The 14,993-nt window shown below is 64.9% G+C and carries 13 protein-coding genes and 2 pseudogenes; 9 read left to right on the top strand and 6 right to left on the bottom strand.

Annotation, left to right across the window (positions count from 1 at the left end):
• Positions 1-7: 7 nt before the first annotated feature.
• Positions 8-1,066 (bottom strand): alpha/beta hydrolase, encoded by a 1,059-nt coding sequence (locus tag A5766_RS02030; RefSeq protein ID WP_064903178.1) that lies wholly within the window; start codon positions 1,064-1,066, stop codon positions 8-10.
• A gap of 719 nt (positions 1,067-1,785) precedes the next feature.
• Here A5766_RS02030 and A5766_RS02035 point away from each other — a divergent pair.
• From A5766_RS02035 to A5766_RS02055, 5 genes and pseudogenes are all read left to right on the top strand, one after another.
• Positions 1,786-2,947 (top strand): annotated as a pseudogene (locus A5766_RS02035) (acyl-CoA dehydrogenase family protein).
• A 40-nt stretch (positions 2,948-2,987) separates the two neighbouring features.
• Positions 2,988-4,208, top strand: coding sequence for a CaiB/BaiF CoA transferase family protein (locus A5766_RS02040; protein WP_064903180.1), 1,221 nt, complete (start codon positions 2,988-2,990; stop codon positions 4,206-4,208).
• Positions 4,205-5,074: a hypothetical protein gene (locus A5766_RS02045; protein ID WP_064903183.1), complete on the top strand. Its 870-nt coding sequence runs from the start codon at positions 4,205-4,207 to the stop codon at positions 5,072-5,074. Before A5766_RS02040 ends, A5766_RS02045 begins: the two co-directional genes overlap by 4 nt.
• Complete coding sequence (locus A5766_RS02050) at positions 5,071-5,898, top strand: HpcH/HpaI aldolase/citrate lyase family protein (RefSeq protein ID WP_064903187.1); 828 nt, start codon at positions 5,071-5,073, stop codon at positions 5,896-5,898. The genes A5766_RS02045 and A5766_RS02050 overlap by 4 nt, the downstream gene beginning before the upstream one ends.
• Positions 5,895-6,713 carry an alpha/beta fold hydrolase gene (locus A5766_RS02055; protein WP_064903192.1) on the top strand — a complete coding sequence of 273 codons (819 nt, stop codon included), beginning with the start codon at positions 5,895-5,897 and terminating at the stop codon, positions 6,711-6,713. Before A5766_RS02050 ends, A5766_RS02055 begins: the two co-directional genes overlap by 4 nt.
• Here the strand turns inward: A5766_RS02055 and A5766_RS02060 are convergent.
• A complete protein-coding gene (locus A5766_RS02060; protein ID WP_039856308.1) occupies positions 6,710-7,144 on the bottom strand; it encodes a MarR family winged helix-turn-helix transcriptional regulator in 435 nt (144 codons plus the stop codon). The two genes, A5766_RS02055 and A5766_RS02060, sit on opposite strands and share 4 nt — an antisense overlap.
• Positions 7,145-7,215: 71 nt before the next feature.
• Positions 7,216-7,875: a GntR family transcriptional regulator gene (locus tag A5766_RS02065; RefSeq protein ID WP_039856306.1), complete on the bottom strand. Its 660-nt coding sequence runs from the start codon at positions 7,873-7,875 to the stop codon at positions 7,216-7,218.
• A 49-nt stretch (positions 7,876-7,924) separates the two neighbouring features.
• On the opposite strand from A5766_RS02065, the gene A5766_RS02070 reads away from it, so the two are divergent.
• The 3 genes from A5766_RS02070 to A5766_RS02080 all read left to right on the top strand — a co-directional run bounded on the left by A5766_RS02070 (position 7,925) and on the right by A5766_RS02080 (position 11,242).
• Positions 7,925-8,410: a TspO/MBR family protein gene (locus A5766_RS02070; protein WP_005207469.1), complete on the top strand. Its 486-nt coding sequence runs from the start codon at positions 7,925-7,927 to the stop codon at positions 8,408-8,410.
• Entirely contained in the window at positions 8,407-9,633 is a 1,227-nt protein-coding gene (locus A5766_RS02075; protein WP_005207468.1) for an MFS transporter, read from the top strand. The genes A5766_RS02070 and A5766_RS02075 overlap by 4 nt, the downstream gene beginning before the upstream one ends.
• 232 nt (positions 9,634-9,865) lie before the next feature.
• Positions 9,866-11,242, top strand: a complete 1,377-nt coding sequence (locus tag A5766_RS02080; protein ID WP_005207467.1) for an acyltransferase — start codon at positions 9,866-9,868, stop codon at positions 11,240-11,242.
• Between the two features lie 67 nt (positions 11,243-11,309).
• Here A5766_RS02080 and A5766_RS02085 read toward each other — a convergent pair whose 3' ends face one another.
• Both A5766_RS02085 and A5766_RS02090 read right to left on the bottom strand, forming a co-directional pair.
• Positions 11,310-11,513 carry a cold-shock protein gene (locus A5766_RS02085; protein WP_005207466.1) on the bottom strand — a complete coding sequence of 68 codons (204 nt, stop codon included), beginning with the start codon at positions 11,511-11,513 and terminating at the stop codon, positions 11,310-11,312.
• A gap of 145 nt (positions 11,514-11,658) precedes the next feature.
• Positions 11,659-13,353 (bottom strand): Ig-like domain-containing protein, encoded by a 1,695-nt coding sequence (locus A5766_RS02090; RefSeq protein WP_005207465.1) that lies wholly within the window; start codon positions 13,351-13,353, stop codon positions 11,659-11,661.
• Between the two features lie 39 nt (positions 13,354-13,392).
• On the opposite strand from A5766_RS02090, the gene A5766_RS02095 reads away from it, so the two are divergent.
• Positions 13,393-13,734 (top strand): hypothetical protein, encoded by a 342-nt coding sequence (locus A5766_RS02095; protein ID WP_064903194.1) that lies wholly within the window; start codon positions 13,393-13,395, stop codon positions 13,732-13,734.
• A gap of 377 nt (positions 13,735-14,111) precedes the next feature.
• On the opposite strand, the pseudogene A5766_RS02100 reads toward A5766_RS02095, so the two are convergent.
• Positions 14,112-14,812, bottom strand: a pseudogene (locus A5766_RS02100) (LuxR C-terminal-related transcriptional regulator).
• Between the last annotated feature and the right edge of the window lie 181 nt (positions 14,813-14,993).

Consider the following 14,993-nt stretch of genomic DNA (forward strand, 5'->3'; position numbering starts at 1 on the left):
CGCGACCTTACTTCTTCGGTGCGGGCTTTGCAGCGGGTGCGGGCTTGGCGTTGAGATCTGCCTCGATCATCGGCCAGGTGTCGTGGAGGTCCTGTTCCCAGTATGCCCAGGAGTGCGTCCCGCCTGATCGGGTCAGAACCTTGTTGGGAACGTGGAGCTGCTTCATGCGCGCAACCATCTGCTGGGTGCAGTTGTTGACCGCCGCCTCGATGACCCCTCCGAGCAGCACCTGGTTGGCGAGAGTGACCGGGTCGCCGTTGATCAGCGGCGAGTCGAGCCGATCGTATTGGCCGGGCAGTCCCGTGCCGCTTGTCATGTACACCTTCGTGCCGCGCAGCTTGGCCGCGTTCAGGTAGGGGTCGTTCGCTTGCCACCCCGGGCCGCCCGGGACGCCCCACATGTTCACGATGTTTCCGCGTCCGCGATCACCCACGACCATCCGAATGTATTGCAGCCCAAGCGGATCGCTGGTTCGCGCACATCCACTGTAGGCCGCGACAGCCTTGTAGAGCTTGGGCTCCGCGATTGCGAGATTGAGCACCGACGTACCGGCCATCGAGATGCCGGCTATCGCGTTGGCCTTGGTGGTCTTGAACTCCTTGTCGATCAGCGGCGGAAGTTCTTTGGTCAGGAATGTCTGCCACTTGTTGCGGCCGAGGACCGGATCATCGCGCTGCCAGTCGGTGTAATACGAGAATGCACCGCCGATCGGGGTGACCACGTTGACGTTCTTGTCGGCAAAGAACTGTGCATACGACGTCTTGGCGGCCCAGGTTGCCGAATCCTCGCCTCCGCCTGCGCCATTGAGCAGGTAGAGGGTGGCTACCGGCTTACTGGTGTCCTTCGGATGCAGCACCGTGACCGGGATCGCCTTGTTCATCGACGCCGAGTAGACGATCAGCGTCGACTGCAGCGGCGTGTCATGCACGACGGTCTGGATGCTCGACGGGGGCGGAACGGGCGTCGGGTCGGCTGCGGCAATGCCGCTCATCGTGGCGGCACCGACGATCACAGCCGCGAGCGCGGTCAGAGCCGTCGCACACCGAACTCCACGAAGTCGCACCATCAGCCCCTTTAGTCACATCAATAACAACAGCCTCAAATGCTACTGCCGTGCGCCGAGCGTCGCCAAATGCTCAGTGGGGTCGTTAGGCAGTTGTGACCACGGCATACGCCGATCGCGCCCTATCCGGCGTCGTTACTCATCGAACTTCGGCGACAGCCTCATCCGCCGCGGCCGAAAGTAGGGGAAGGATTCTTTCCCCTAGTTCCTGCACCCCGCGAAGGCGGCGCCGACCGGCCCGGCGGCGCCAGCAACCCCCTCCTCGACGCTCCCCACGCGCCGTCGAACTCTTCCCCGACTTGTCGACGCTTCCCCGCGCAACTTCTCGAGAAAGGGCACGAAACCCGCGGAAGGATTCTTTCCCCTACTTCCTGCGCCCCGCGCGGCCCACACCGACCGGCCCGACGGCGCCAGCAACAGACTCACCCCACACAGCCGAAAGTAGGGGAAGGATTCTTTCCCCGACTTGTCGACGCTTCCCCGCGCAGCTTCCCGAGAAAAGGCACGAAACCCACGGAAGGGTTCTTTCCCCTACTTCCCGCGCCCCGCGAGGAGCAGCACCGACCGGCCCGACCGCGCCGGCAACACACCTCCTCGACGCTCCCCGCGCACCATCGAACTCTTCCCCCACTCTCCAACGCTTCCCAGCGCGCATGCGGTGATGACAACTCCTCGCAAACTCTATAGACTATTTTTAATAGACACGGATCGAAGGAGTTCTCATGACCAGCACGCTGAGCGTCGAAGAAGAAGCCATCATCAAGACCGTTCGCGACTTCGTCGACAAGCAGGTCCGGCCGGTGGTGCGGGAGTTGGAGCACTCGAACACCTACCCCGACGACCTCATCGAGCAGATGAAGGAGATGGGCATCTACGGGCTCGCCATCCCCGAGCCGTACGGTTTCGCCCAGGTCTCCATGCCCTGCTACGCGCGGGTGACCGAAGAACTCGCCCGCGGCTGGATGAGTCTCGCGGGCGCGATGGGCGGGCACACCGTCGTCGCCAAGCTTCTCCTGACCTTCGGCACCGAGGAGCAGAAGGAGAAGTACCTGCCCCGTATGGCGACCGGCGAGATCCGCGCGACCATGGCGCTGACCGAACCGGGTGGCGGCTCCGACCTGCAGGCCATGCGCACCAGCGCCATCCGTGAGGGCGACGAGTACGTGATCAACGGCTCCAAGACGTGGATCTCCAACGCCCGCAAGTCCGATCTGGTCGCGCTGCTCTGCAAGACCGACCCCAAGGCCGAGCCCGCGCACACCGGCGTCTCGATCCTCCTCGTCGAGAAGGTGCCCGGTTTCGAGGTCTCCAAGGACCTGCCGAAACTCGGCTACAAGGGCGTCGAGAGCTGCGAGCTGAACTTCACCGATGCGCACGTGCCCGCCGACGCCGTGCTCGGCGGCGTCGAAGGCAAGGGCTTCGCCCAGATGATGAAGGGCCTCGAGGTGGGACGCATCCAGGTCGCCGCGCGAGCCACCGGCGTCGCACGGGCCGCCCTTCGACGACGCACTGAGCTACGCGCAAGACCGCGAGAGCTTCGGCTTACCGATCTGGAAGCACCAGGCCGTCGGCAACATGCTCGCCATGATGGGGACCAAGCTCTCCGCGGCCCGCAGCCTGCTGTTCGACGCCGCCGACCGCGTCGGCACCGGGCAACGCGCCGACATGGAGGCAGGCATGGCCAAGCTCTTCTGCTCGGAGACCGCGATGGAGATCGCACTCGATGCGGTTCGCATCCACGGCGGCTACGGCTACTCCACCGAATACGACGTCGAACGGTACTTCCGCGACGCACCGCTGATGATCGTCGGCGAGGGCACCAACGAGATCCAGCAGAACGTCATCGCCAAGCAGCTCGTGAAGCGCGGCGGACTCGACATCTGATCTGATCACCACACCCGAATATCACCGCGGAGGTGAGAGCATGCTCCCCCTGTCCGGAGTGACGGTCCTGTCGCTCGAACACGCTGTCGCAGCACCGTTTGCGACTCGACAGCTCGCCGACCTCGGCGCGCGCGTGATCAAGGTGGAACGTCCGGGCACCGGCGACTTCGCCCGCGCCTATGACGAATCCGTCGACGGTCTCGCCAGCTACTTCGTCTGGCTCAACCGCTCCAAGGAGTCCATCGCACTCGACGTGAAATCGGAGTCGGGCGCAAAAATGTTGCACGAGTTGGCCGATCGCGCTGACGTGATCGTCCAGAACCTCGGGCCGGGCGCGGCGGAGCGGCTCGGCCTCGGCGCCGACGCGGTGCGGGCGCGCGATCCACGCAAGATCGTGCTCTCGATCACCGGGTGGGGCAGCACCGGTCCGTGGGCTGATCGCAAGGCGTATGACCTTCTGGTGCAATGTGAAACGGGCCTGGTATCGATGACCGGGACTCCCGACGACGTCGCCAAGGTCGGTGTCTCCGTCGCCGACATCGCTGCCGGGATGTACGGATTCTCCGGAGTGCTCGCGGCGCTCTATCAACGCCAGATCACCGGCGAGGGCGCCACCCTTGAGGTCTCACTGTTCGAGGCACTGAGTGAGTGGATGGGCCAGCCGGCACACTTCACGCAGGGAGCGGGTCGCCAACCGGGACGCTTCGGCGCGGCGCACGCCACCATCTCGCCGTACGGGCCATACGCCGCCGCGGACGGACACGTCTTCCTCCTCGCCATCCAGAACGAGCCGGAGTGGCAACGACTGTGCGAGAACGTCTTCGACGACGCCGCTCTCGCCGATGACCCGCGGTTCGCGTCGAACACGCTGCGCGTGGCCAACCGTGACGCCGTCGACGCCGCGGTGACCGAGCACTTCGGTCGCATGACGACCGACGAACTCACTGCTCGGCTCCAGCAGGCGAAGATCGCCTTCGGCGGCGTCAACACCGTCTCGGAGTTCCTCGACCATCCGGTGCTGGCGGGCCGTGACCGCTGGCGCAGCGTCGACACCGAGCGCGGACCGACACGAGCTCTGTTGCCGCCCATCGGATTCGGCGACGAAGCGCGGATGGACCCGGTTCCGGCACTCAGAGCCGACAGCATCACGATCGCCCGCGAGTTGGGCGCGACCGACGACGACATCGACGCGCTCCTCTCGTCGGGAGTGCTCGATACACCCACACAGAAGACCGGAACCGCACAGGGAGGCACCTCGTGACCGACACCGCGACCACCACGTTGAGCAGTTACGTCGAGAACTGGACGCCGCAGCCCGTCGTCGAGACCGACGGCCTCGATCCCGCTCAGGCGTCACGATTGGCAGCGACCCTCGATCTGGACGACTCCTTCAGCGCAGATTCACCACTCCCGATGACCTGGCAGTGGATCTACTTCTCCGAGTGGCCCCCCACCGGTGAACTCGGCCCCGACGGCCATCCGACGGACGGCCACTTCCTGCCACCGATCCCCGACCGACGTCGCATGTTCGCCGGGTCGTCGATCCGCATCTCCGAGCCACTCCGCCTCGGTACACCCACACAGAAACGAACAAGTCTGCACGCGGTCACCGAAAAGCACGGCCGCACAGGCGACATGCTGTTCGTGACCGTACGGTCGGAGTACCTCCAGGGCGATCGGACGGCACTCATCGAGGATCAGGACCTGGTGTACCGCAGCGACTCCGGCTCGTCGCGCCCGTTTGAGCGCGAGGCCGAGCAGCTCGGCCCGACGGACGCGGCGTGGACCGCGGAACCGACGCCCAGCGCTCCCCTGCTGTTCCGCTACTCGGCGCTCACATCGAACGCACACCGCATCCACTACGACCAGCCGTACGTGACGCAGGTCGAGGGCTATCCCGATCTCGTGGTTCTCGGCCCACTTCTCGCGACCTACCTGGCCGAGCTGGTGCGGGAGAGGTCTGGACAATCGTTGCGCAGCTTCGACTTCCGACTCCGCAAGCCCCTGTTCCTCGGCGACACCTTCCGCATCGAGGGTCGACCCTCGGGCGACGATGGTGACGTCGAGCTGCAGATCATCAGTGGTGCCGACACGGTGCACGTCACCGGGCGGGGTGCGCTGGCATGAACGTCGATCTACTCCGTGCCGCCCGGACCCTTCTGTTCGTTCCGGGAAACCGCCCCGACCGCTTCGCGAAAGCCGAGGCGGCGGGCGCCGATGTCGTCGTGATCGATCTCGAGGATGCGGTCGCTCCCGACGACAAGGATGCCGCGAGATCCGATGTCGCCCAGTGGTTGTCGGACGGGCACGCCGCCGTTGTCCGGATCAACGGCGCAGACACGCAATGGTTCGATGATGACGTCGCCATGCTCGGCGCTGTGGGCATCAACCACGCAGCCGAGGCAGGAGCAATGATCGCCAAAGCCGAAGCGTCGGAAATCGTTTCGAGGGTCGCCACGGCGTCGAACGCACCGGTCATCCCGCTCATCGAAACCGCGGTCGGTGTGCTCAACGCGCCAGGTATCGCCGCGACACCCGGTGTCGCACGGATCGCGTTCGGCGCCATCGACTTCGCAGCCGAACTCGGCGTCGACCCCGACGACCGCGAGGCCCTACTCCACGCACGGTCGACGCTGGTGCTGGCGTCAGCGGCGGCACGGGTCGCATCGCCAGTTGACGGGGTCACGACGGCGCTACGCGACGCCGAGAAGCTCACCGACGACGTCGGATACGCCGCACGAATCGGTTTGCGCGGCAAGCTCTGCATTCATCCGAGCCAAGTCGCTGCGGTGCACGACCGACTCGCACCGACCGATGATGAGGTCGCGTGGGCACGGCGGATCGTCGACGCCACGCGTGCCGACGGATCGGCCGTCGCGGTCGACGGCCACATGGTCGATCCCCCCGTCGTCGCACGTGCGCAGCAGATCCTCGCCGCGGTCCGGTCATGACCAGCGGTGCTGTCAGAATGGTGCCCGTGCAGGAGTATCACGAAACAGCCCGTACCTCCGACGGCACCCGCCTGGCCGTACAGGTACGCGGGAGCGGACCGGTGTTGCTCCTCCTACCCGGTCAGTCCAACAACCATCACTGGTGGGACCGCACCCGCAACGACTTCGCGCGCCACCGCACCACCGTCACCTTCGACTACCGCGGCACGGGCGCAAGCGATTCCCCCGACGGCGACTACAGCACGCAGTTGTTCGCGCAGGATGCGCTCTCGGTGCTCGATGCGTTGTCGATCGGCCGATTCGACATCTACGGCACATCCATGGGCGGGCGCACCGCGCAGTGGATCGCCATCTCCGCACCGCATCGCGTCCGCAGACTCGTCCTCGGCTGCACCACTCCCGGGGGAAGCCATGCGCGAGAACGTGATCCGGAGGTCCGTCGCGCACTGGCGGGTCCGGATGCCACGCAGGTCATGACCGACCTGATGTACACGCCCGAATGGCAAGCGGCCAACCCCGGGCCGTACACGGTTCTCGGTGACCCGACGATGACACCGCGTGCACGACGACAACACCTGCGCGCCAGCGACTCTCACGATGCGTGGGACCACCTGCCGGAGATCACCGCGCCAACCTTCATCCTCCACGGCTCCGACGACAGATTCGCACCGGTCGTCAACGCCGAGATTCTGGCGTCGGCCATACCCGACGCCAGGACACACGTCTTCGACGGCGCCCGGCACGCGTACTTCGACGAGTGTCGTGCAGAGGCCAGTCCGCTGGTGATGAATTTCCTCGACGACTCGGCGAGCTAGTCGTCGGCACGAAGGCGTTCGGCGAGTTCGACGAGAGCGTCTGTCGCCGAGAACAATTCAGACCTCCGACGCTCCGACATTGCGTCGATTCCCACTGCGAGCATGTCGACGTGTTCGCGCACCCGCTCCTGCATGTAGGCGGCACCCGAGTCGGTGATCGCGATGAGCGATGCCCGTCCGTCGGCTGGATCGGGACGACGCTCGACCATTCCCGAGCGTTCGAGCGAGCCGATGAGTGCGGTCATGGCGGGCTGGTTGACACCCTCGAGCGCGGCGAGACTCGTCGCGCGCCGCGGCCCCCAGCGCCACAAACTGAACAGCGTCGACGACCCGCCGATGCTCAGGTCCCTGGTTCTGCGTTCGAGCGCATCGGTCAACAGGTCGAACAGTCGGGTCGCGACCTCGACACTCGTCTCGCCCTCGCCCGCCATGCCCTCATCGTAGGCGGATTGCACAGAATCCGTAAGTCGTTGCCCGGGCCCCGGTCAGCCCGATGCCTTCCTCAGCGCCGCGCGGCGAGGAGGTGTCCCGCATTCCTGATGTGGTCGATCATCGCCACCCGTGCGGCCTCGCCGTCGCGAGCTCGCAACCCCGCGATGATCGCCCGATGATCGGCGGCCGACGCCTGCGGCCACCCGTCGACCGAGGCGAAGAACCGGCGCGGCGCGTAGTTGAGCGATCCCTTGATCATCCATGACAGCTTCGCGGAGTCGGCAGCCGAATAGATCGACCGGTGGAATTCATGGTTGAGTCGTTCCACCTCGTCGTAATCGGCTGTGTCAGCGGCATGTTCGAGATCGGCCTGGATCTTCTCGAGTGCGTCGAGATCGTCGTCGGACATCCGTGACGTCGCGCGCGCAGCCAATTCGCCTGCGAGGAGCGATTGCCCGACGAACACGTCCTCGATGTCGTTGGCGCTCAATGGCGCAACCATGAAACCGCGGCGCGGTTCGACGCGCAGCAGGCCTTCACTCTGCAGGGTGAGTAGTCCCTCACGCATCGGCGTCGCGGAGATGTCGAGTTCGGCTGCCATCGTCTCGGGGCGGATGAACTGTCCGGGCTCGAGTTGACCTGAGACGATCAGCTCGCGCACATGCTCGGCCGCCTCGTCGGACAGCCGAGGTCGTCGTCTCCGGGGACGTGCGGGAACCTCGGCACTCATGCCGAACAATATAGTCTATTGAGTTGGGCGCGGCGGTAACGTCGATGGGGTGCGTCTGACAACACTTCTCGCAACGGGTCTCGGTACCGCCGTAGCGGCAGCCGTCGGCAGCTTCGCATCTCGCTCGGCGCTGCAGTCGTGGTATCCGAAACTGAACAAGCCGTCGTACGTGCCACCCGATCTCGCGTTCCCGATCGTGTGGACGGCACTCTATGCCGACATCGCGGTGACATCGGCGATCAGCATCGACGATCTGAGTGAGCACGACGCCGCCGAGGCGAAGAAGTACATCGCAGCGCTCGGCACCAATCTGGCGCTCAACGCGGGCTGGAGCTGGCTGTTCTTCGGCGCGCACCGCCTCGGGGCGTCGGCGATCACCGCGTTGGCGCTGACGGCGAGCAGCGCCGACCTCGCGCGGCGTACGGCCAAGGTCTCACCCGCAGCGGGCGCCGCGCTGGCGCCGTATCCGCTGTGGTGCGGCTTCGCGACGAAGTTGTCGACGGACGTCTGGCGGCTCAATCGCGCGCAGCGTTGACAGCCCCGACGTCGCCGCTACCCGCGCAGTCGACCGGGGTCTTCGCGTCACTGTCGGTGCACAACTACCGCCTCTACTTCGGTGGCCAGGCCGTCTCGCTTGTCGGGACGTGGATGCAGGCCACGGCGCAGGCGTGGTTGGTGCTCACGCTCAGCGGGTCGTCGTCGATTCTCGGTCTGATCGTCGCGCTGCAGGCGTTGCCGATCCTGATCATCGGGCCGTATGCGGGGGTGGTCGCCGACCGCGTGGACCGGCGTCTGCTCATGATCTTTCTGCAGTCGATCATGGGTGTCCTCGCGCTGGTGCTGGCCATCCTCACGCTCGGCGGGTGGATCGCGGTGTGGCAGATCGCGATCCTCGCGCTACTCCTCGGACTCAACAACGCATTCGAGAATCCGGCGCGGCAGGCGTTCATCCATCAGATCGTCGGCGAATCACTGATCCGCAACGCGGTCACCCTCAACTCCGTCATGGTGAACGCCGCGCGAGCGATCGGGCCTGCGGTGGCAGGCGTGATCCTGGCCGCCGTCGGCGCCGGATGGTGCTTCGTCATCAACGCGACGAGTTTCGTCGCGGTGGTGGTCTCGCTGCTGGCGATGCGGACCACCGAGATCTCACACGAGATCCCCGTCCCCCGCGCCAAGGGACAGCTTCGCGAGGGACTGCGTTACGTCCGCAGCAAACCCATCCTGTGGGTGCCGCTGGTCATGATGGCGCTCGTCGGCACACTCGCGTATGAGTTCCAGGTGTCGCTTCCCGTTGCCGCCCGCGACGTCTTCGACGGCGGACCGCAGGCATTCGGGTTCATGACGTCGTCGATGGGAGTCGGCGCTGTCGTCGGCGGCCTCATCGTCGCCGCACGCGGCACCACGGGCCTGCGCACGCTGATCGTGACCGCAACCGGGTTCGGAATCACGATCGCGGTGACTGCGGCAGCACCCAGCCTGTGGCTGGCGATCGTCGCGCTGTTCTTCGTCGGCTGGCTCAGCGTGTCGTTCATGTCGACAGGCAATGCGACGCTCCAGCTCAACTCACGCCCCCAGATGCGGGGTCGGGTGATGGCGCTGTGGTCTGTCGCTTTCATGGGTTCGACGCCGATCGGCGGACCGTTGATCGGCGCGATCACGCAGGTGGCCGGGGCACGCACGGGACTCGCGGTCGGCGCGGCGTCGTGCTTCGTGGCAGCGGCGATCGGTCTCGTGGTGTGGCGGCGCACCCGCTGACCAGCAATTACCCGATTCGGCGCAAACCGGACGTCGATTAGGCCAGACAGCTGTCTCACAGCAAGAATCACAGGATCGGGGAGTACCGTTCCTCGATGCAACACACCATTTAGGGCGACTCAGGATCTACGGGCGCCGGGTTAACGGAGGGTGAGCAATCGTAAGCCAGCAGACGACGCCGCGACTGCCAGAACCCGAAGGTTCCCCCGAAAGCGACAAAGCAGACACGACGGTGCTGGCCGAAAAGCCGACGCTTACCGAGAAGCCGACGCTGACCGAGAAGCCCCGCCGCGACAAGCATCTGTATCAGATCGACCTGGTCCGGCTTGTGACGTTCGGAGGCGTGATCCTCGATCACGTCATGATCGGCATCACCGCCGCGACAAGTATTGCGGCAGGCTCCATCGAGGTCTTTCTTCGCTACACCCGGTACGGATTCTTCGCGCTCACCGGCTTCGTGCTGACCTACCAGTACCGCCACCGCAGTCTCGAGCCGATCAGCTTCTGGCGCCGTCGATTCAAGCTCATCGGGCTGCCCTTCGTGACGTGGACACTGTTCTACTGGCTGTACGGGCGATACCGTATCGGCGGCATGGAGACATTGAAAGGTATTGTCGCCGACCAACATTCGATGGTGACCGCAGCCAAGAGCATCGGCTACGACCTCATCACCGGCAACGCCATGTATCACCTGTACTTCTTGTCGGTGAGCATGCAGATCTACCTGTTCTTCCCGCTCATCCTCGCGATCCTCAAGCGCACGTGGGGTTTTCACCGTTACCAGTTGATCGTGAGCTTCGCGATCCAGGTGACGTTGATGTACCTCATGGTCCGTCCGCCGCTCGACATTTTCGCCGACGGCGTCGGCGGCGTGATCTGGACGCACCTGGTCATCACGATCTTCCCGTATCAGTTCTTCATCCTCGCGGGATGTGTCGCCGCCATGCACTACGAGGCGTTCCAGGCGTTCGTGATCCGTTGGCGCTGGGCACTTCTCGCGGCGTGTGTCGCGACGATCGGCGCCACGCTGGCGTACTACCTGCACATCACGTCGACCGGCACTTCCGTCGCACGCGCCACCAACGTGTTCCTGCCGCACAACGTCTACGCGTTCATCGCGATCATCATGATGCTGTATTGCCTCGGCACGATCTGGCAGCAGCGTCGAACACCGGGGTCGGTCCCCGACAAGATTCTCCGCACGGCGTCGGACAGATCGTTCGGTATCTACCTCGCGCATCCCCTTGCACTGAGTGCACTGCTGCCCACCATCGCGCCGGCGTCGTGGCCCGGTGTTCCGCGCGTGGTCTTTGCCTACGCGGCCACCGTTGCGGCAACCATCTTCGTGGTCGAAGTGCTTCGACGCAGCCCCATCAGTCTGATCACCACCGGTCGTAATCGCCTCGATTGGCGATCGCAGAATGTCGGCCGATCGCTGGCCGTCGCGGCGGTGGCGATCGTCGGCGGAGTGATCGCCTCAGAGGTGTTCGACGTCTGGGCCGGCTACCTCTTCGCCGCGACCGGAGCGCTGCTCGCCCTCTCGGAGTTGATCGTCGCGTGGCATCAGTGGCGCAACCGCGACGACGAGTTCACCGAACAGCCGGTCTAAAAAACCAGCGTGCACGAAAAAGCCCCGACGACATCGTCGGGGCTTTTTTACCGGTGTCTGATGAAAATCAGAGAGCGGTCACGTTGGTAGCCTGAAGTCCTTTGGCGCCCTGTTCGACGTCGAACTCGACGCGCTGCTGCTCCTCGAGGCTGCGGAAGCCGCTGCCCGTGATGGCGGAGTAGTGAACGAACACGTCCTGGCTCTGGTCATCGGGAGCAATGAAGCCGAAGCCCTTCTCGCCGTTGAACCATTTGACGGTGCCCTGAGTCATGCAATTTCTCTTCCTGTTTTGCTGAGCCGTCAGTTCGACGACCCGACTTCTAGTGTGTCACACATTGGGGCCTGTCCACGATCCGATGTCCACAAGGACACGAATCCCTCTGAGCGAATGACATTCCGCGGGGTGAATCGGCACATCACACCGAGACCGAGGGGGCGTTGATCGCGACCGTCTGCGATACAACGCCGCCGTGGCCGTCGTCGACCGTGATCACGAAGCTGTCAGGGGTGGTCGAGCCCGGAGTGTCGGGGCTATAGGTCCATGCGCCAGTCGTCGGATCGATGACCACCGCGCCGTGGGCCGGCTGACCACTGACCGAATAGGCCAGTGTGTCTCCGTCAGCGTCCGAGCCGTGCGCTGTTCCGGTCACGACGCCGGTTGGAATCACACTCACGGTGTCATCGGAGTTGGCGGTGTACAGACGCGTGCCGTCCGGGGTGAGCGCGACGTCGTACGGCTGCGCGCTCACCGCGTACGTCCCGAGGACCTGCTTGTAGGTCGGGCTCTGCGGATCGACGTCGATGACCGAGACGACTTGTGCATCTTGCTCGCTGACGTAGAGGAGCTTGCCGTCTGCGCTGACTGCAGCGCCGGTCGCCACAGGCGCGCCAATCGTGCCGATCACCTGTTGGTAGGTGCTGCTGGCGGGATCGATGTCGATGATTCGGACGACGCTACTTCCGGTCACGTAGAGACGTGTGTTGTCCGGACTGACCAGCACACCGGTCGGAGACTTGTCTGTCGGATAAGTCGCGATCACCGTCCCCTGTGTCGAGCCACCCGTGACGTCGATGGCAACGACACCGTCGCCGGTGGTCGCATACAACGTGTTGCCATCGGGGCTCATCGTCAGGTCGCCGAGCCCACCTGGCATGGCGATACTCGCAACAACGGTACCCTTGGTAGGACTCGCCGGATCGAGGTCGATCACGTTCACGTTGTTCGAGCTGTATTCGGCGACGTAGAGCGTCTTGCCGTCCGGCGTGGCGACCACCCCGCTCGCACTGTTCGCAGGCACCTCCACGATGACCTGGTTGTAGGTGGGGCTGGCGGGGTCGGCGTCGAGGATCACGGCTGTGTTCGCAAGCGTCTCGCCGACAAAGGCATATTTGCCGTCGGAGCTCACCGTCACCCCGTTGGGACAACTGCCCGAGGTGAGTTGAATCGTGCCGGCAGTCGGCGCGGTCGAGGTCACCGACAACGTCCGGGCTTGGTTCTCCGGGGTGATCGGCACGACGACCGAGGCAGTCTGACCCTCCGTTGTCGTCGCCGACAAGTAGTGCCAGTGAACAGGATTCGACGATGTGTCGTCGGATACCGAGACGGTGAACGAGTCGGTCGTCGCAGCGGTACTCGATGTGTCGCTGAGCGAATGGGCGTATGCGGGGTCGGGCGTGTAGGTATACGTGCCGTCCGGATTGATCACCACCGTGCCGTGTTCGGGTTGGGTGAGGACGGTGTAGGTCAGCACATCACCGTCGGGGTCGCTGGCGCCGATTGACCCGGTGACCACACCGGTCGACGCATCCACCAGCGGCGTCGAGGGCGACACCGTCGGATACGAATTGAAGAACCGACGATTGACCTGCTGCCACGCCGCCCACGCGAACACCAGTGCAGGCGCCGGCGCAGGGGCGCTTGGGTCATGCGCCACAAGCGGATTGAACCCCAGCACGCTGAACAGCGTCGCAATCAACTTCGTCGGCGCATTCACCACTCGCACCCCACCCGACGTCGTCACCGGCGCGGGACCCGAACCGACGACCACCTGCGTCGCAGACGCGTCGGCAGCGGTAACGGCCAACGGGTTCACGACCGACAGAGACGCCACGCGGGAAGTCTGGGTGCCGACGGCCGCCGCACTGTCCGGGTGCCGCTGCGTGGTGTGGCGCTGGGTGGAGAGTCGCTGCCTGGGGTGTCGCTGTCTGGGGTGTCGCCCGACGACGCCGCGGCCGGCGTTGAGGGTGCACCGGATGTCACTGTGGGAATCGACGGCGCAGACGGCGCTCCTGTCGGCTGGTCGACGTGTGAAGGTGTCGACGTGTCCGCGGGCGGATCGGTCTCGGTCGGCGTAGCGGGGGGCGCGGTGGGCTGCGACGTCGTCGACCCAGCGTCCGACGACCCAGGGCTTGTGGAACCAGGGCTAGTGGAACCAGGACTCGGCGAACCAGCATCCGAAGACGGTGTCTCCGCGGGCGCGGCCTGCGAGTGAGCGTCCGGTGGTGTGGCAGTCGGGCCCGACGAGCCGGTCGGCCCTTCGGTCGATGCAGAGGAGTCAGGGGGCGCGGCCTGTGCCACCGAGGCGATCGTGGCCTGCCCTCCCCACCACAACACAGCACCGATCCCCGCACCCGCCACCGCCGCCCGCACCCTTCGAGTCGAACCGCTGCATCTCGTCTGGGTCATCGTGTTGCCTCGGTCATCGTGTTGCCTCGGTCATTGCCACTCCTCAGTGATGGGGAAGCCTCGCGTCGGGTTGCGCGCAATCGACGCGCGGGCGGCGCGCGCCCGCACCCCAGACGATTCCAACTACTGCGATCACTGGAAAGCCCCATCATTTGGGGACACAATTTGCCGTATCGGAGGCGGCTATTTCGGCGGATTCCGACGCGGCATGGGAAGCCAGCCGTCCTCGACAGCTCTTTTGTAGAGGTCCGTCTTCGTCGGAGCGTCGCGATGCACCTCGCGGTATTTACTACGAATGCGCTCGATGTATTCGTTGACAGTGTCCGGAGAGAGCCCCATGACACGAGCGACGTGAGCCCGGAGCCGCCCGCTGCGTACAGTTCCAACACTTCTCTCAGTCGCGTGGGAAGGTCGACGAATTGCGGGTCCGAGTCGAGCGCCGCAGCCCAATCCATCGATACGACGGTCGACCCCGACGCTGCCGTACGGACAGCCGCGCACACCTCGGTCTTCGTCGCGTTCTTGCGGACGACGCCGAGAGTCCCTGCACCAGCCGCATCCCGGACCAGATACGGTTCGTCTCCCGAGGTGTAGACGAGTGTCGATACCCCCGCTTCCGACAACTCCGCGATATTGCCCGCGGGCGTCGACCCGTCACCGAGCCGGAGATCGAGGACGACAAGGTCGAGTGGAAGGCCCATGTCAGGAGAGTCGGATGTGAGCTGAGCCAGGAGGTCTCCGACGGTGTGCGCGCCGACCACCAGGTGCAGGTCATCTGTGTCCGCGAAGAAGCCCCGTAGGCCTTCGATCACCGAATCGTGATCGTCGATGACGCCAATTCGCCGCACCACGATGTGGCTTTCGGATTCTTCCGAATTCACCATGGGATAGTCCTTCTTCCAGAAAGTGGTCGGAATACTCTCTCTACAAGACAGCATGAGCGCTGAGGGGAATAATGCGGGCGGTGAACGCACGGCGATTCCCCCGACCATATCGGTCGGTGTCCGAGTCCCGTCGGATTGATGCGGGCCGACTGCCGAAGAATGCTGCGCTCCGATCGCCTAC

Source organism: Gordonia sp. 852002-51296_SCH5728562-b, from assembly GCF_001665475.1.
In the GTDB taxonomy this organism is placed as follows: domain Bacteria; phylum Actinomycetota; class Actinomycetes; order Mycobacteriales; family Mycobacteriaceae; genus Gordonia; species Gordonia sputi.

Bases quoted from the DNA above. Each gene is read 5' to 3' on its own strand.
- A5766_RS02030 (WP_064903178.1), bottom strand. From the start codon at position 1,066: ATGGTGCGACTTCGTGGAGTTCGGTGTGCGACGGCTCTGACCGCGCTC.
- A5766_RS02040 (WP_064903180.1), top strand. From the start codon at position 2,988: ATGCTCCCCCTGTCCGGAGTGACGGTCCTGTCGCTCGAACACGCTGTC.
- A5766_RS02050 (WP_064903187.1), top strand. From the start codon at position 5,071: ATGAACGTCGATCTACTCCGTGCCGCCCGGACCCTTCTGTTCGTTCCG.
- A5766_RS02055 (WP_064903192.1), top strand. From the start codon at position 5,895: ATGACCAGCGGTGCTGTCAGAATGGTGCCCGTGCAGGAGTATCACGAA.
- A5766_RS02060 (WP_039856308.1), bottom strand. From the start codon at position 7,144: ATGGCGGGCGAGGGCGAGACGAGTGTCGAGGTCGCGACCCGACTGTTC.
- A5766_RS02065 (WP_039856306.1), bottom strand. From the start codon at position 7,875: ATGAGTGCCGAGGTTCCCGCACGTCCCCGGAGACGACGACCTCGGCTG.
- A5766_RS02085 (WP_005207466.1), bottom strand. From the start codon at position 11,513: ATGACTCAGGGCACCGTCAAATGGTTCAACGGCGAGAAGGGCTTCGGC.